The sequence below is a fragment of the Paenibacillus sp. FSL P2-0089 genome, assembly GCF_038595095.1.
GTDB classification, from domain to species: Bacteria; Bacillota; Bacilli; order Paenibacillales; family Paenibacillaceae; genus Paenibacillus_AQ; species Paenibacillus_AQ silagei.
In genome coordinates this window covers 6,598,936-6,617,012 of record NZ_CP152006.1, presented here as the reverse complement: position 1 = coordinate 6,617,012, position 18,077 = coordinate 6,598,936, and the positions used below count along the sequence as shown (strand labels likewise).

General features: G+C 48.1%; 12 protein-coding genes. All 12 read left to right on the top strand.

Annotated elements, in window-relative coordinates; translation table 11 throughout:
• Positions 1 to 175: 175 nt before the first annotated feature.
• The 12 genes from rfbB to NST69_RS28150 all read left to right on the top strand — a co-directional run bounded on the left by rfbB (position 176) and on the right by NST69_RS28150 (position 18,077).
• Complete coding sequence (rfbB, locus tag NST69_RS28205; RefSeq protein ID WP_340957815.1) at positions 176 to 1,198, top strand: dTDP-glucose 4,6-dehydratase; 1,023 nt, start codon at positions 176 to 178, stop codon at positions 1,196 to 1,198.
• A gap of 8 nt (positions 1,199 to 1,206) precedes the next feature.
• Positions 1,207 to 2,067 (top strand): dTDP-4-dehydrorhamnose reductase, encoded by an 861-nt coding sequence (gene rfbD / locus NST69_RS28200; protein ID WP_340958214.1) that lies wholly within the window; start codon positions 1,207 to 1,209, stop codon positions 2,065 to 2,067.
• Positions 2,068 to 2,720: 653 nt separating this feature from the next.
• On the top strand, positions 2,721 to 4,142 hold the full coding sequence (locus NST69_RS28195; RefSeq protein ID WP_340957816.1) for an MBOAT family O-acyltransferase: 1,422 nt from the start codon (positions 2,721 to 2,723) through the stop codon (positions 4,140 to 4,142).
• A 17-nt stretch (positions 4,143 to 4,159) separates the two neighbouring features.
• Entirely contained in the window at positions 4,160 to 5,788 is a 1,629-nt protein-coding gene (locus NST69_RS28190; protein ID WP_340957817.1) for a hypothetical protein, read from the top strand.
• 284 nt (positions 5,789 to 6,072) lie between these two features.
• Complete coding sequence (locus tag NST69_RS28185; protein ID WP_342547697.1) at positions 6,073 to 7,119, top strand: glycosyltransferase family 2 protein; 1,047 nt, start codon at positions 6,073 to 6,075, stop codon at positions 7,117 to 7,119.
• 211 nt (positions 7,120 to 7,330) lie between these two features.
• Entirely contained in the window at positions 7,331 to 8,284 is a 954-nt protein-coding gene (locus tag NST69_RS28180) for a glycosyltransferase family 2 protein (RefSeq protein ID WP_340957821.1), read from the top strand.
• Positions 8,281 to 9,681 carry an undecaprenyl-phosphate glucose phosphotransferase gene (locus tag NST69_RS28175; protein WP_340957823.1) on the top strand — a complete coding sequence of 467 codons (1,401 nt, stop codon included), beginning with the start codon at positions 8,281 to 8,283 and terminating at the stop codon, positions 9,679 to 9,681. The genes NST69_RS28180 and NST69_RS28175 overlap by 4 nt, the downstream gene beginning before the upstream one ends.
• A gap of 120 nt (positions 9,682 to 9,801) precedes the next feature.
• Complete coding sequence (locus NST69_RS28170) at positions 9,802 to 10,668, top strand: phosphatidylinositol-specific phospholipase C/glycerophosphodiester phosphodiesterase family protein (RefSeq protein WP_342547696.1); 867 nt, start codon at positions 9,802 to 9,804, stop codon at positions 10,666 to 10,668.
• 166 nt (positions 10,669 to 10,834) lie between these two features.
• Positions 10,835 to 11,548 carry a heptaprenylglyceryl phosphate synthase gene (locus NST69_RS28165; RefSeq protein WP_342550229.1) on the top strand — a complete coding sequence of 238 codons (714 nt, stop codon included), beginning with the start codon at positions 10,835 to 10,837 and terminating at the stop codon, positions 11,546 to 11,548.
• A gap of 44 nt (positions 11,549 to 11,592) precedes the next feature.
• Positions 11,593 to 13,962, top strand: coding sequence for a DNA helicase PcrA (pcrA, locus tag NST69_RS28160; RefSeq protein WP_340957825.1), 2,370 nt, complete (start codon positions 11,593 to 11,595; stop codon positions 13,960 to 13,962).
• Between the two features lie 77 nt (positions 13,963 to 14,039).
• Positions 14,040 to 16,052 carry an NAD-dependent DNA ligase LigA gene (gene ligA / locus NST69_RS28155; RefSeq protein ID WP_076083548.1) on the top strand — a complete coding sequence of 671 codons (2,013 nt, stop codon included), beginning with the start codon at positions 14,040 to 14,042 and terminating at the stop codon, positions 16,050 to 16,052.
• Positions 16,053 to 16,337: 285 nt separating this feature from the next.
• On the top strand, positions 16,338 to 18,077 hold the full coding sequence (locus NST69_RS28150) for an alkaline phosphatase (protein WP_340957826.1): 1,740 nt from the start codon (positions 16,338 to 16,340) through the stop codon (positions 18,075 to 18,077).

The following is an 18,077-nucleotide window of genomic DNA, read 5'->3' as shown; positions in this document are numbered from 1 at the left end:
ATGGCTGGTCTACATACAAAGGCTAATATTTATTGCCGAACGGGTATACTACGCATAATATGAGATGATTAAGGAACAGTAAGATATTTCTGATGGCTATCGTTGGCACTATAAGATAAAATGTTGTTTGGGTGGACTTATCGGAATAATAAATTATAAAAAGGTGGTCACTAACATGAAACTGCTTGTTACCGGCGGAGCCGGCTTCATTGGCAGCAACTTTGTAATATACATGCTGCAGCAGCACCCAGAGTATAAGATTGTCAATGTAGATGCTTTGACGTACGCGGGCAATCTGGAGAATTTGAAGTTTATCGAGAATCATCCGAATTATACGTTCACAAAAGCAGATATTACTGATGTGGCGGCTATGGATACCCTATTCGATCAGGGAGTTGATGTAGTTGTAAACTTTGCAGCGGAGTCTCATGTAGACCGCAGTATCCTGGAGCCGGATGTTTTTGTTAAGACGAATGTACTCGGGACTCAGGTCCTTTTGAATGCGGCGAAGAAATACAGCGTGACTAAATTCGTGCAAGTATCGACAGATGAGGTATACGGTACGCTGGGCGCCACAGGCCTCTTCACTGAAGAGACTCCACTGACTCCAAATAGCCCTTATTCTGCAAGTAAAGCGGGCGGGGATTTACTGGTCCGTGCTTACCATGAGACCTTTGGATTGCCGGTTAATATTACACGCTGCTCCAATAACTACGGTCCTTATCAGTTTCCGGAAAAGTTGATTCCGCTGATGATCTCGCGTGCGCTGGCTGATCAGGCACTGCCAGTATATGGAGATGGTATGAATATCCGTGACTGGCTGTATGTTGAAGATCACTGTAGTGCGATTGATCTGGTTATTCATGAAGGTGTGAATGGCGAAGTGTACAATATCGGCGGTAACAATGAGCGAACAAATGTGCACATCGTGAATACCGTACTTCAAGAGCTGGGCAAACCAGATTCGTTAATTTCGTATGTTCAGGACCGTCCAGGGCATGACCGCCGTTATGGTATAGATCCAACCAAAATTATGGGCGAGTTGGGCTGGAAGCCTAAGCACACGTTCGAAACGGGTATCAAGGAAACGATTCAATGGTACCTGGATAACAGGGAATGGTGGACACGTATTCAATCCGGAGAATACCAGAAGTATGCAGCGCTTCAGTACGGTAGCCGTCTGGGGGATGCACTGTAATGTCTACAATGAAAGTGCTTGTTACAGGTTCAGGGGGACAACTCGGACAGGATCTTGTGCTTTTGCTGCATGCTCAAGGTTATGAAGTACTTGGTTGCGATCGTCAGGAGATGGACATTACCGATTTGGATCAGTGCATAGAGATCATTTCCGGCTTCCAGCCGGATGCGATCATTCATTGTGCTGCTCATACTGCGGTTGATGCAGCAGAGAAGGATATTGATACAGCGTACCTGATTAATGCCACCGGAAGCCGGAATGTTGCACTTGCTGCTGAGAAGGCCGGAGCTAAGTTGGTATATATCAGCACGGATTATGTTTTTGACGGGATGGGCACCAAGCCATATCACGAGTATGACAATACCGACCCACAGAGTATTTACGGCAAATCCAAACGGGCGGGAGAATTACTGGTGCAATCCTTATCCTCCAAGTTCTTTATTGTCCGTACCTCCTGGGTGTATGGCAAATACGGCAATAACTTTGTGAAAACAATGCTGAAGCTGGGGCAGGAGAAACCGCTGCTGCAGGTAGTAGATGACCAGAAGGGCTCGCCTACTTATACAGTGGACTTGGCACGATTCTTGCTTGAGCTTATTCAGACTGAAAAGTATGGAGTGTATCATGCTTCAAACAGCGAGTCCTGTTCATGGTACGAATTTACCCAGGCAATTTTTGCGGAGGCAGAGGATATCTTAGGACTGAAGTTTACAGCGAAGCTTGAGCCGTGTGCTACCGAGCAGTTTCTACGTCCTGCGCCGCGACCACGTAATTCAGTGTTGGAACATTTGGCGATTCGTACCAACGGGTTCCGTGATATTCGTTCATGGCGGGAAGGTCTGCGAGACTTTTTGTTCGAACTGGAATAACTGCCCTATAGGATGGTAGCAAAAGAACTGATAGGGGAAAGATTGTTGGAAATGATTTTGAAATTGCAAAAGCTGTAGTGGCTTTAAGGCTTGCCGCGATATTGTGAAATTGATGTATTTATTGAAAAATTCTGAAGTGTTTCTTGGTTATTATTACGATGTTTGAAGACCCTGGCTATGTGTCCCTGTTTACATTATGCTGGCCCAACTGTGCTATAGACTCGGGTCCACGGTAAGCCCAATTTTCCTACTAGCTTATCCTACGTTCTTGTGCCCGTGTGGTTTCGTAGTCAAGGACCCGGTTGACAGGCTAGTCTTGTCTGTCTGTTCACAAAAGCTCAATTAATGTTTGTATAACCTTTTTCCTATTGGTCTGTCCCGATTTATTTGATTTGAAATTATTATGTGGTGATAGAGGGATAATCTTTTGTTAAATAATCCGACTACTCCTTTAGGAGCCTGAAATGTAATCACAATCAAAGTAGATGGAGGCGCAGGTGCTTGATGCGGGATCAAAGATGCATTGAAATTAATAAGATCATGAGATAAACCAAAATACCGTCTTGTGTCCTTTTCTAAGTTAGTGGTATCTAGTAGAGGTGTCGATAGTTATCGATCACAAATATATATTAAAATTGAAGGGCGCGACATAAATGGTTTTTAGTTCTCCGCTTTTTTTATTTCTGTTTTTACCAATAGTTCTTGTACTTCATTTTTTCATTAAGGTGGAGTATCGTAATTTTTTACTTCTTGTGGTAAGTCTTCTCTTTTATTCTTGGGGAGAACCTCAATTCGTTGTTTTAATGATTATATCTGTTATAATGAATTATTTTTATGGATTGTTAGTAGCAAAGTATAGGGATACCACCGGAAAGTTAGTTATGTTTTTTGCTATCGTAACAAATATTGGGTTACTTGTATTCTTCAAATATATTAATTTTATTGTTGATAATTTCAATATAATATTTAATAGTGAAGTTTATTTGGATCCAATTGCGCTACCACTTGGGATTTCATTTTATACTTTTCACTCCTTATCCTATGTAATAGATATTTATAGACGTAAATCGGAACCACAGAGGAATTTATTTGATCTGGCTCTATACATATCTTTTTTTCCTCAATTAGTCGCGGGTCCAATTGTTCGATATCACGATATTGCTAAACAATTGAAAACAAGACTAATATCTTTAAAAAATGTAAATCAGGGTTTCCAGCGATTTATCTACGGATTGGGAAAAAAAGTATTGATCGCGAACCCATTAGGATCAGTAGCGGATCAAATTTTTTCTCAAAACACTCAAGATTTGACTTCAGGTGCAGCATGGTTAGGCATTATCTGCTATACATTACAGATTTATTTTGATTTCTCTGGCTATTCAGATATGGCAATTGGTTTAGCAAAGATGTTTGGATTTAGTTTTTTAGAGAACTTTAATTATCCTTATATCGCAAAAAACATACGCGGTTTTTGGAGAAGATGGCATATGTCATTGTCAAATTGGTTTAGAGATTATCTTTACATCCCATTGGGAGGAAGTCGGGTCAGTAATTTTCGAGTATATCTTAATTTATTAATAGTATTTTTTTGTACTGGTCTCTGGCATGGAGCAAGCTGGAATTTTATTTTTTGGGGGTTATTCCATGGTTTTTTCATGCTTCTTGAGCGCTCACCATTAGGTAAATTAATGGATAGAATGTGGGCACCATTTCAACATGCATACACATTGCTCGTTGTTATGGTTGGTTGGATATTCTTTAGAGCAAATGATTTTCAATATGCAATTGCTTATTTAAAAACTATGATTGGCTTTAATGGGGATGTTGGTATTTACAACATTGGATATTATTTGGATAATGAGCTGATTTTTGTTGTTATTCTTGCGTTTATAGGAGCAACCCCTCTTTTGAAGATATTGTTAAACCATTATCAATCTATTTTAGACATGGGAAATAGTAAATATCAAATTACTAAACTACTCTTCATAGTAATCACGGAGATAGTTGTTTTGCTCCTTGTATCTGCTGCGTTGGCAAGTCAAACATATAACCCGTTCATTTATTTTAGATTCTAGTAGGAGAAGATACCTCCGTGAGAAAATACTTTACGTTTGTAAATGCATTGTTACTGGTAGTGTTATTTCTAATTGTTGTCTTGATCAGCAAAGGTTATATAAACCGAGAGAAGTCAAATAATGAAGTGTCTGTTGCACTGCAATCAAATCATACAAATGAGTATATTCTATACTACGATACTGGTGAAGGTTTTTCTGAACAAAAAACGGTTAGTATAATGCTTGAAGGTTCAGAAGAAAAAAGCATTCTCAAATTTGCCCTACCAGAAGCGGCCAAGAATATTCAAAACTTAAGATTTGATTTGGGTGAGAGCCCAGAGGTTGATATCGTTATTTACTCAATAAAATATAAAAACAAATCTTTGCTAAGCAATTTAAAATCAAGTAATATGGTCGAGATTGAACCTAGTAAATCATCATTAAGAATAAAGACAACAGGGATAGACCCCTATGTTCATTTAGGTGATATTTCCGAGTTTTTGAATCAAGATGATTTTACAGTAGAAATAATGATATATGTGTTTTCGTTCCTTATTTCTCTTGTAATAGTATGGCTACTTATCGATTTGGACTTAGTAGGGAGTCATAAGAGATTTCGTTTTAACATAAACGTTTTACAAAGCGTGTCATTACTACTTATATTTTTGCCATTGCTAACAAAGGTGTTTTTTTCTGCAAATATTGCTTCGTCTGAAAATAGAAATTTGGCTTCAAAGCCAACGACTTCAATCACGAACTACAAACAATTTACAAAAGAATACGAGTCTTATTTTAATGATAATTTTGGTTTGCGTAGTGAACTAGTCAAATTGAACAGTAATATTAAATATCATATATTGAGCAAATCGACACATCCTAACGTCGTGATAGGGAAAAAAAGTTGGCTATTCTACTCAGCTGAAAAGTCTGTAGAAGATTATCAAGGAATGGTTAGATTTACGGATGCTGAGCTTGAAAGGATAGCTTCGAATCTTCAAGAAGCGAATAACGCTTCTGAAGCTTCAGGTGCTCAATTTATTTTTATAGTAGGCCCAAATAAACAAACAATTTATCCTGAATACATGCCGAGTAAGTATGTACGTTTTCAAAATGAAACTCGTTATGATCAGCTTTTAGAATATTTACGAGCTCACTCAAAAATAAATATTGTTGATGTTAGAGATACTCTGATTAGGGGTAAAGATGATTTCCAAACATATTATGCTACAGATACACATTGGAATGATTTTGGAGGATATTTGGCTTATGATAAATTAATGAATGCGTTACCTGCTTATCATCCTCATAGTCGAGAAGACTTTAGTATTTCCACTGTATCTTATAAGATGCAACTGGATTTAGCCCTTATGCTCTCTATGAAACTAGATGATACTATAGTTAGCTTAGTGCCTCAATTCAATAGAACATCCAATGTTATTCAATCGGATAATTACTTAACTTCATATTTAAACGAGTCACAGGGTGGGAAATTACTTATGTATCGTGATTCTTTTGGTGCAGCGATGATGCCTTATTTGGCGGATCACTTTAAATCGAGTATATTTTTAACCGACTTTAAAGTTGAAAAATCTAAAATAGCAGAAGAAAAACCAAGTATCATTGTTCTTGAGATTGTGGAGAGGAACCTTCCTTTGTTATTGTATTAAATGCGAAGATTTAAAAACCTCTCCCGCCGGCTATGTTGATCTTGTAGTTCCTATTGACTTTTTTATTCAGGGACTGCCTCATAATGTGCGTACTCACCGCCTATATTATATTTCAAAGCTACTATAAAAATAAAAATGCGGATTTAGGTATCTTTTAAGGTAGTCGAGAAAGTCTCGACTGCCTTCTTCTATATGCCCATCTTAGCGCTGTTTTCAGTGGTGAAATTCCAAATGTTAAAGGAGGTGACGTTCGGTTAATGAATATATGGAATTCGAGGTACCCCATGAAACTTAAAACGGTCAGTGTGCATATTGTTACTTATAACAGCGCAGATGATATAGCGGAATGTTTGTCGGCTGTGCTCAGCCAGGATTACCCGGTCAAAAAGATTGTAGTGGTGGATAATGCGTCCACGGATGGTTCGGCGGAGAAGGTGCGGGCGTTCTACCATGAGCGTAATAAGGATGCAGCGCTGCACACCGCAAAGCCAGCACATTCTGTGGATGCAGCAACAATTACAGCAGCAACCAGCTCAGGGGATGCTATCAACTGTATCCCGAGCCCAACCCTAGTCCTCCTAGAAAATGAACTTAACACCGGCTTCGCCCCTGCGCACAACCAGGCGATTGCCGGCACTACGACCGATTATGTGCTGGTGTTGAACCCGGATCTTACGCTGGCCCCGGACTATATATCCAAGCTGATCGCCAGAATGGAAGCCGATTCCCGGATCGGGAGTGCCACAGGCAAGCTGCTGCTGAAGGCGGATCATTCGCTGGTGGACAGTACCGGACTGCGGATGAATAAGGCGCGGAGGGCGTTTGACCGTGGAGCGGGAGAGCCTGCTGACCAGTGGAATGAGTCTGGCGAAGTATTGGGTGTCTCCGGTGCAGCGGCGATGTACTCGCGGCGGATGATTGAGGATATCAGCGTGGAGGGGGAGTTTTTCGACGCGGATTTTTTTGCGTATAAGGAAGATGTAGATGTGGCTTGGCGTGCGGAATTGTTCGGCTGGAAGGCCTACTATGATGCGGAAGCGCTAGGCTACCATGAGCGGGGGTGGAAGACGTCCGGCCGGAGTGGTAAAGCGATGTTCATCAAGCGGATCTCTTATATTAATCGGTATAAAATGATATACAAGAACGAGCCCTCCCGCACACTGCTGCTCACTCTGCTAAATTCTCTTCCTTACGAGATCGCCGCACATGGCTACTCGCTATTGAAAGAGCCTAAGCTGTTAGGAGCCTGGACCTCCTTCTTCGCACAGAGAGCTGCCCTGAAGCGCAAGCGCCGCTATATCCAGGAGAAGGCTAAACGTCAAGCACAATAGGGCAAGTGGGGAAGAAAATGAAGAACTTAGAGGAGTCCCGCAGATATTTTAAAAGACGCTTATTATCTCGGTATCTATGCCAGCTAACATCATTCGTCCTCATTATACCCACGCTTGTAAAAACCTCCCTGAACAGGCGCTGCCTATCAGCGGGGTTTTTGTGTTATAATAATTGTCGATAGATTACTATATTTGTCAGGAGAGTATAGCAGTGAATGTAGATGTTAGTATATTGATTCTAAATTACAACACATGCCGCCTGACGATGGATTGTCTGAGGTCGGTGTATGATTCGGAGACAAGGTATTCCTATGAAATTATTCTAGTAGATAATAACTCCCAGGATAACTCGGTGGAGATGATAAGCAAGGAGTTCCCGGAGGTGCTGTTAATTGCTAATTCGGAGAATGTTGGCTTTGCCAAGGGGAATAACCAGGGGATGGAGGTTGCCTCCGGGCGTTATGTGCTGCTGCTCAATTCAGATACCGTGATCCGCAAGGATACACTGGAGACGATGCTTGCGTTCATGGACAGCCGCCTTGATCTTGGCGCGTCCGGGTGTAAGGTGATTCTGCCGGACGGGTCGCTCGATAAGGCCTGCCGGAGAGGGTTCCCGACCCCTTCTGCGTCGTTCTATTATGCCTTTGGCTTCAGTAAGCTGTTCCCGGACCGTCCGAAGTTCAACGGCTATCAGCTCGGCTATCTGGACCCGGATGACGAATATCCGGTAGATTGTCTGGTTGGAGCGTTCATGCTGCTGCGCCGGGAGACGATTGAGCAGGTGGGCGGGCTGGATGAAACCTTTTTCATGTATGGAGAGGATCTGGATTGGTGTTACCGGATCAAGGAAGCGGGCTGGGGGATTTATTATTATCCGCAGACGTCCATCGTACATCTGAAGGGTGGCAGCGCGCGCCGCAGACCATTCAAGATTGTGTATGAGTTTCACCGGGCCATGATTTTATTTCATAAGAAGCATTATAGCAGCCGCTACAACAGTATGATAAATGGAGCGGTCTATGCGGGCGTCGGCGTTAAGTTCACTCTGTCGCTGCTGCGCAACGCATTGATTGCCCCGCGTAAGGTACCTACACCCGCACAGAGTCTGAATGTTCCCGGGGAAGCTGGTATCCGCAATGAATCGAAGGCTGAGGTGAGATTATGATTCGCCGGAATCAAAAGTTTTTGACCCAACTATATATGGTAGCCGACTTTATCGTGATCCAGTTGTCCTTCCTTGCGGCCTGGTGGCTGAAGTTCAAGAGCGGCTTGCTGGAATCCTACCGGACGCTGCCTATAGAATCCTATGGGTACTGGAGTATTATCTATGGGGCCATAGCCATACTGATCGGTATTGTAGTGTCTCTATACTTGCCTAAGCGGAAGAAGCGGTTCATTGATGAATTCATCAAGATTTTTCAGGTACATGTTATGGGTATTTTTATTCTGCTTGGTCTAATGTTCTTCTTGAGAGAAATTGATATCTCCCGGCAATACCTGGCGATCTACATGGGCTTCAATATTCTATCCATTATGCTGTACCGTTATGTGCTGAAGAAGATGCTGAAGTCGCTGCGTGAAAAAGGCTTCAACCGCCAGTTCGTCCTGATTCTTGGAGCAGGCACATTGGGTAAAAGATTCTATAACAACCTGGAGCAGTATCCGGAGCTGGGCTATGAGGCCATCGGGTTCCTGGATGACTTCCATCAATGGGATGGCATTGAGGAGCAGCGGTATAAGCCGATTCTGGGCACTGTGGATCAGCTGGAGGCTATGCTGGAGATGCTCCCTGTCGATGAGGTGATTCTGGCGCTGCCGCTGGATGCCCACTCGAAATACCCGGCTATTATTGCAACTTGTGAGAAAGCCGGGATGCGGACGCTGATTATCCCCGACTTCTTCGATTACCTGCCGGCCCGTCCGTATTTCGATAACTTTGCCGGGATGCCGATGATTAATGTGCGCGATATTCCGCTGGATATGGCCGGGAACAAAATGGCAAAGCGTGCGTTTGATATTGTGTTCGCCTTGTTCGCCATTCTCATGCTGTCTCCGGTGATGCTGATTGTTGCGCTCGGAGTGCGTCTGACCTCACCCGGCCCGGTGATTTTCAAGCAGGAGCGGGTGGGGCTGAACCGCCGTAATTTCATGATGTACAAGTTCCGTTCCATGAAAATGCAGACGGACGGTGAGGTGGACACAGGCTGGAGCACGAAGGAAGATCCGCGCCGGACCCGCTTTGGTACGTTTATCCGCCGAACGAGTCTGGATGAGCTGCCGCAATTCTTCAACGTGCTGTTCGGGCAGATGAGTGTGGTTGGTCCGCGGCCGGAGCGCCCTTATTTTGTAGAGCAATTCCGCGGCGAGATTCCGAAGTATATGGTTAAGCATCATGTGCGGCCGGGGATTACCGGCTGGGCTCAGAGTAACGGTCTGCGCGGGGATACCTCGATTGAGGACCGGATCAAGCATGATATTTTCTATATCGAGAATTGGTCTCTGCTGTTCGATATCCGGATTATTGCCAAGACTATTCGTAATGGGTTTAAGAACGCTTATTAATACACGGTCTTATCTATATTCTATTCTCCGCTAAAAAACGGTTGCTGCCCCTTGAGGATGACACAGCCGTTTTTGCTTTTTTCAGCCGACTCTCTACTACTTGCAAAGGAGACTGCCATCATGAAGAGAACAAAGCTTATTGCTTCTATTACTATGATCGGGGCTGTTACACTTTTGCTTGTATTGATGCTTGGAGGAAAAGAAAAACAGCCAGCTACAGGCTTCGCGGCCCACAGAGTCATTGCCCATGCCATGGGCGGAATCAATGACAAGGCGTATACCAATACCAAGGACGCTTTTATTGCGAACTATGAGCAGGGGACCCGGATCTTTGAGGCGGACCTGCTGCTGACCAGTGATGAACAGCTCGTGGCCCGTCATGAATGGACTACAGGTATGAGTAAAAAGCTGGGTCAACAGGAGGTTCTTCCTCCTGACAAGCAGGGAGAGGTGCTGACTCACGATGAAGTGATGAACAGCCCGGTGCTGGAGCTCTACTCTCCGCTGGATATTGAGAAAATCGTCAATCTGATGGAGAACTACCCGGATACCTATATTGTAACGGATACGAAGGAGCTGGAACCGGAACAGGTAACGAAGCAATTTCAGCTCATTGTAGAAGCCGCCCGGAAGAAGGACCCTGCGCTGCTGGAGCGGATTGTTCCGCAGATTTACAGCCGGGAGATGCTGGAGGTTGTGAAGCAGGTGTACGCTTTTCCGGAAATCATCTATACCCTATACCAGACTGAGGACAGCGACGAGGTGGTCATTGAATTCGTCAAGCAGACCGGCGTGGACATCACGATGCCGACAACAAGGGCTACCAAGAGCTTCGTGCGTAACTTGAAAAAAGCGGGCGCCAGAGTCTACGTGCATACCGTGAACGATGAGCAGGAAATTGTGAAGCTGTCCCGGCTGGGCGTATACGGGTTCTACACTGATTTTGTCCCGGAAAATGATTTGAACCGGATCAAGGGTCTCCGCTGATCGAGGAGAAGGCTAAGGCAAATATGCGAAAAAATGTTCGCATTTTGTTCTCTTTTAAATTGACACTCCCCTTCGTACTGACTTAGACTAGAGATACGGATTGTGCGTGCGCAGGAGTGTGTATATTCACTTAGATGAACAATGAGGATGGACAAAGATGAACGAGATGCGGCAAATGATCAGGCCATGGCGGCATGTATTCAAGCTGGACCCGGACCGTGTGCTTGGTGACAAGGAGCTGGCCGCTGTGTGCCAGTCGGGAACCGATGCGATTATCGTAGGCGGCTCTACCGGCGTGACTTATGAGAATACGGTGAGTCTGCTTGCGAGAATCCGGCAGTATGACCTGCCTTGCGCGCTGGAGATCTCGGATCTGGAGGCCGCTGTGCCCGGTTTTGATCTGTATATGATTCCCATGGTGCTCAACACTGACGATACTTCATGGATTCTCGGCCATCACCGCCGGGCGATTGAACGCTTCGGCAGTCTGATCCCATGGGAATTGCTGCTGACAGAGGGCTATATTGTGCTGAACAGCGATTCCTCGGTAGCGCGCCTGACCGGTGCGGACTGCTCGCTCGATGCGGCTGGTGCGGGAGCCTATGCGCAGATTGCAGACAAGCTGATGAACCTCCCGGTGGTCTACCTTGAATATAGCGGACGTTATGGAGATCTGGAGATTGTGCGCGAGGTCAGGGAAGTGGTTGAGCACAGCCAGCTTTTCTACGGAGGCGGAATTACAGGTCCAGAGGAAGCCATGCATGTAGCCGCGCTATGTGATACAGTAGTGGTCGGCAATATTATTTATAGTAATGTGGAACAAGCGCTGTTGACGGTCCAGGCTGTGCGGGATACCCCGCAGATGGACTGGGAGAATTGATAGATCATGAGCGTAGCTTATATTCAGAAAGGAGCATGTAACACATGCAACTTGTTAACATACAGGACGCCGTAAGCCGTCTGAATCCCCCGCAGCGTCAGGCTGTAGAAGCAACTGAAGGACCCCTGCTAATCATGGCTGGCGCGGGCAGCGGCAAGACCCGGGTGCTGACCCACAGGATAGCCTGGCTGATTGCGAACCGCAAGGCACCGCCTTGGGCGATTCTGGCGATTACGTTTACCAATAAGGCCGCCCGGGAGATGCAGGATCGTGTCTCCAAGCTGGTAGGGCCGGAGGGCCGGGATATTTGGGTATCCACTTTTCACTCCATGTGTGTGCGGATTCTGCGGAAGGATATCGATCAGATCGGTTTCACCTCGAATTTCTCCATTCTGGATTCGACAGACCAGCTGTCCGTCATCCGCAATTGTATGAAGGATCTCGACATCGACACCAAGAAGTTCGAGCCGAAGGCCATCCAGGCCGTCATCAGCACGAACAAGAATGAGCTGATTACACCGGCGCAGTATGAGCAGAAGGTTGGCGATTATTTTGAAGGCCTGGTGGCTAAGGTGTATTCCAAATACCAGCACCGGCTGAGAAGCAATAACTCTCTGGATTTCGATGATCTGATTATGAAGACGATCGAGCTGTTCAAGGAGAAGCCGGATGTACTGGATTTCTATCAGAAGAAGTTCAAGTATATTCATGTTGATGAGTACCAGGATACGAACCGTGCGCAGTACATGCTCTGCAGGATGCTGGCTGAAGGCCATCACCGGATCTGCGTGGTCGGGGACAGTGACCAGTCGATCTACCGCTGGCGCGGGGCGGATATCTCGAACATTCTGAACTTCGAAGAGGATTACCCCGAAGCCCAGACGATTCTGCTGGAGCAGAATTATCGTTCCACCTCGAACATTCTGAATGCCGCCAACGGCGTAATTGCCCTCAATACGGGCCGCAAGCCGAAGAAGCTGTGGACCGACTCCGATGAAGGCGCGAAGATTAAGGTGTTCCGAGGTGACACTGAGCATGACGAAGGATATTTCGTCACCGGGGAGATCAGCAAGAATGTGAAGCAGGGACAGGCTTACCAGAACCATGCGATTCTGTACCGTACGAACGCCCAGTCCCGTGTAATAGAAGAAATTCTGATCAAATCAGATATTCCCTACCAGATCGTCGGGGGGATCAAGTTCTACGACCGTAAAGAAATCAAGGATCTGCTGGCGTATCTCCGCCTGCTGTCCAATCCTGATGATGATATCAGCCTGACGCGGATTATCAATGTTCCGAAGCGCGGGCTGGGGGATACAACTGTTGGGAAGCTTGCGGCAGCGGCTGCTGGCCAGGGCGTCTCGATTTTCCGGGCGCTGCAGACGGTGGATGATCTCGGGTTCGCCGGACGCACCCGCAACACGCTGGTGGAATTCTACGATATGATCGAAGCCCTGCACCGGATGGTGGAATTCCTCTCGGTGACAGAGCTGACTGAGAAGATTCTCGAGCTGTCGCAGTACCGCCTTGAATTGCAGAATGAGAATACGCTGGAGTCCCGTTCACGCCTGGAGAACATTGACGAGTTCCTGTCCGTTACGATGGAATTCGAGAAGAACAATGAAGACAAGTCGCTGGTCTCCTTCCTGACCGATCTGGCGCTGGTTGCGGATATCGACAGCGTGAATGATGAAGAAGAACGCAGTGATGCGGTGGTGCTGATGACGATGCACAGCGCGAAGGGGCTGGAGTTCCCGACCGTCTTCATCATCGGGATGGAGGAAGGGGTGTTCCCGCACAGCCGTGCCTTCCAGGACAATGATGAACTGGAAGAAGAACGCCGGCTGGCGTATGTGGGCATTACCCGTGCGGAGAAGCAGCTGTTCCTCAGCTGCGCACGGATGCGCACGTTGTTCGGGCGGACGAACGCGAATGCGCCGTCCCGCTTCCTGGAGGAGATTCCGGAGGAGCTGAAGGAAGATACCGTCCGTGAATCGGACCGCTTCCGGCGCGGAGGCGCGGAGGCAGGCGGTGCCTATGGCGGCCGGGGCTTCGGCGGAAGCGGAGGCAGCCGGGGGAACTTCGGCAGCCGCACCGCTGCTGCCGGGAACGCGCCGGGAGGCGGCGGGTCCGCCAGCTTCGGCAGCGGCAGCTCGGCAAGCGCGGTGCCAGGCGCGGGCCGTGTGGTGGTGACGACCGGAGGCGCGCAGCGCACGACGGGCGGGGCCGGGGCGGCTGCGGAGGCCGGAGGCTTCAAGGCGGGCGACAAGGTCGCCCACGGCAAATGGGGCACCGGCACCATTGTATCCGTGAAGGGCAGCGGCAACGATACGGAGCTGCAGATTGCCTTCCCGGCGCCGGTAGGCGTTAAGCGGCTGCTGGCCGGCTTTGCGCCGATCACCAAAGTTGAATAAATCAAGCTTGCGATTAACGGCAGTGCTTTTGGATCACGCTAACCGTAGGAAACCTATTTGACGGAGGGATATGCCGGATGGATATGATGTTCACGATGGAAGAGCTTGTAGCCGAGCTGAATCAATACAATTATCACTACTATACGCTGGATGCTCCACAGATCAGTGACAAGGAATACGATGTGCTCTACGACAAACTGGTGGCGCTGGAAGCGGAGAGCGGAATTGTATTGCCGCATTCCCCGACCCAGCGGGTAGGCGGGGAGCTCCTGAAGGGCTTCACACCGCATCGCCATCTGGCACCGCTGTGGAGTCTGGACAAGGCGCAGAATATTGAACAGCTCCGTACCTGGAACACCCGTGTGCTGAAGCTGGTGAATGATTATAATACCAAGAACCCGGAGAATCCGCTGCCGGAGCCGTGTTATGCTGTAGAGCTGAAGTTCGACGGCCTGACGCTGAACCTGACCTATCGTGATGGGGCGCTTGTACAAGCAGCTACCCGTGGCAACGGGGTGACAGGTGAGGGGATTCTGGCTCAGGTGAAGACGATCAAGTCCGTTCCGCTGAATATTCCGTTCAAGGAAGGCGTTATTGAAGTGCAGGGCGAGGGGATTATGAACCTGTCGGTACTGGCGGATTATAATACCCGCGCAGCAGAGCCGCTAAAGAATGCACGCAACGGTGCGGCGGGCGCGCTGCGCAACCTGAATCCGAAGATGACTGCCGACCGCAGGCTGAATGCTTTCTTTTATAATGTGGGGTATGCAGAAGGCGTACAGTTCGCCGATCATCAGGAGATGATGGATTTCCTGCGCAGCAACCGGTTCAAGGTTAACCCTTACCTCAACTACTTCAGCAATTTCGATGATGTAACCGAGCAACTGGCAGAGATTGAAGAGAGCCGTTCCGGTCTGGATTATCTGATTGACGGAGCGGTCATTAAGGTTACTGATTTCCGTATTCGTGAAGCGCTGGGTTATACGGATAAGTTCCCGCGATGGGCCGTTGCTTATAAATTCGAGGCGGAAGAGACCACAACCATTCTGGAATCTGTAAGCTGGAATGTCGGACGCACCGGCAAAGTAACTCCACTCGCGCGGGTGGAGGCTGTAGAACTAGCCGGGGTTACGGTGCAGAACTGCACCCTTAACAACGTGGGCGATATTGAGCGCAAGAATCTGAAGTTTGCCCTCGGCACACGGGTGTTCATCCGCCGCTCCAATGATGTCATCCCCGAGATTCTGGGCAAGGTGACAGAAGAGAGTGACGGCGGGGAGATTATCTTCCCCGAAGAGTGTCCGGCCTGCGGGTTCCCGCTGGAGATGCGCGGCGCTCATCTGTTCTGCAACAACAAGCTTGACTGCAAGCCGCAGATTGTCAGCCGGATTACCCATTTTGCCTCCAGAGATGCCATGGATATCGAGACGTTCAGTGAGAAGACAGCGGCTCAGCTGCATGAGGAGCTTAGTGTACGGGAGCCTGCGGATCTGTATGAGCTAACCTTCGACCAGCTGGTGAAGCTGGAGCGGTTCGGAGAGAAGAAGGCGGCGAATCTGCTGAAGGCACTCGAAGACAGCAAAGGCAGAGATCTGGCATCCTTCCTCTATGCACTCGGTATTCCTAATACCGGCAAAGCCACGACAAGAATGCTGGCCGACCATTACCGCAGTCTGGAAGCTGTCATGTCTGCTACCGCGGAGGAGTTGGCCGGACTGCCGGATATCGGGGGAATTGTGGCGGAGAGCATCGTGAATTATTTTGCCGATCCGTTCGTAGTGGTTAGTATCGACCGTATGCGGGCGCTGGGGGTAGAGGCCAAGGCTCCTGAAGCTCCGCGTGTAGTTAATACCAATACCTATTTCAGCGGCAAAACAGTCGTCCTCACCGGTTCCCTGCAAAAAATGACCCGCGAGGAAGCCGCCGAACGTCTGGAGGCTCTGGGGGCGAAGGTATCCGGCAGCGTCTCCAAGAAGACGGATCTGGTCATCGCCGGGGAGAAGGCAGGCAGCAAGCTGGCCAAAGCCCAGCAGCTCGGCATTCAAGTCATTGAGGATGAAGACGAGCTGATCCGGCTGCTAGAGATGTAAGAGAATATATAGGTCCTGTGTTTCCTTTGCTTATGGGCGGAGGGGCGCAGGGCTTTTTTTGATGTATAGGAAATCGAAAAACAGATTACATTGCGGCAAGCGTGGGTGAACGGGCCGGATGTACAGGGGAAGTCACCAGCATTTGTTACCTGGTAGGCTGATTTTGTTTTGCAGACGGCTACCCTTCCGCTTTCACATGCACACTTGATAATTTAATACAACTCCATACTTATTTTGACAATTAGTTAATCTTTCCAAGGTAAGCTTGGGATTAGAACCGTCACAATGAGGAAGGGGTATATGATGAACAAGTTAATGAGGGGCATGATTTTTGGAGGATTGGCGGCAGCCGTAGTATCAGGAGCAACCCTTGCAGGTGCGGCCAAGAGCCCGGCTAATTCCGGGGGCGCTGCCAAGGCCCAGTCTAAGAATCTTATCGTTCTGATCGGCGACGGCATGGGCCCGGCCCAAGTGTCTGCGGCAAGATATTTTCAGCAATATACCAAGGGTGTCAAGCACCTGAACCTCGATCCATACTACGTGGGACAAGCTACTACATATGCAGACCGGGGAGAGGACAGCGGTAAAATCGTATCCGGGATCGTCACAGACTCCGCCTCAGCCGGTACTGCATTTGCTACGGGCCATAAAACCTACAATGCGGGCATCAGCGTCTCTAATGAGGATGTCTCAAGACCCTTTGCTTCTATAATCGAAGCTGCGGAGAGCGCAGGCAAGGCCACCGGCCTTGTGACCACTGCCCGTATCACCCATGCCACACCTGCCGTGTACGCTTCCCATGTCCGTAACCGTGACAATGAATCGGCGATTGCCTCACAGTACCTGGAGAGCGGCGTGGATGTGCTGATGGGCGGCGGGAAGCAGTTCTTCCTGACTAAGGATGAGAAGGGCAAACGTACGGATAAGAACCTGCTGCCTGACTTCAAAGCCAAAGGCTATACGGTCGTTGAGAATACCACAGCCTTAAATACACTCACTTCCAAGAATACCAAGGTGTTAGGCTTGTTCGGCAACTCCCATGTGGCTTATACGCCAGACCGCACTCCGGAAATTCCAAGCCTCTCGGCGATGACCTCCAAAGCACTGAATATTCTGTCCGCCGATAAAGACGGCTTCGTCATGATGATTGAAGGCGGGCGTATCGACCATGCCGGTCATGCCAACGATCTGCCGACCCTGGTGCAGGAAGCGCTCGACTTTGACGCAGCCTTCAAGACAGCGGTTGATTTTGCGAAGAAAAACGGCAACACCTCCGTGGTGGTTACTGCTGACCATGAGACAGGCGGCCTCTCACTCTCGCGTGACAATATCTATGAGATCAACATCGATCTGTGGAACAAGCAAAAGCACTCCTCTGAGAGTCTGGCAGCCGATCTTGAAGCAGCGCAGACACCGGAAGAGATCCGCAAAATCGTAACGGCAAACACCTGGATTACAGATCTGACGGATGAGGAAGTTACCCAGATTATGAACGGTGACGGTTCTTCGTACAAACGGGAAGGCGCTTATAATGCAGTGATTTCCAAGCGCCTGCTGGTCGGCTGGTCGGGTCACGGCCACTCTGCGGTGGATGTTGGGGTGTGGGCGTATGGCCCGATTGCTGACAAAGTGAAGGGACAGATCGACAATACGCAGATCGCAACTATGGGAGCGGGAATACTGGGACTGGATCTGAACAAGCGTTCAGCAGAGCTGCAGTCGAAATATGTTTATCCGAAATTCAAAATCAGCCGCGACAATGAAGTGCTCTATCCGGCTCAGGCTCTGGTAAAGGCGCTTGGAGGAACCTATACAGGGAGCACTTCTGCTGCCAAGCTTACTATTGGAAAGAATACCATCGAGGTCGATCTGACCGGGAAAACAGCGAAGCTGAACAGCAAAGCGGCCGCATACACGGTGGATGTGGATAACAACGTACTCTACCTTCCGCTTAGTGCGTTCAACCAGTTGAAGGGCACGACCTTAACCTGGGATGCGCTGTCCGAACGCATTGTGCTCAGATAG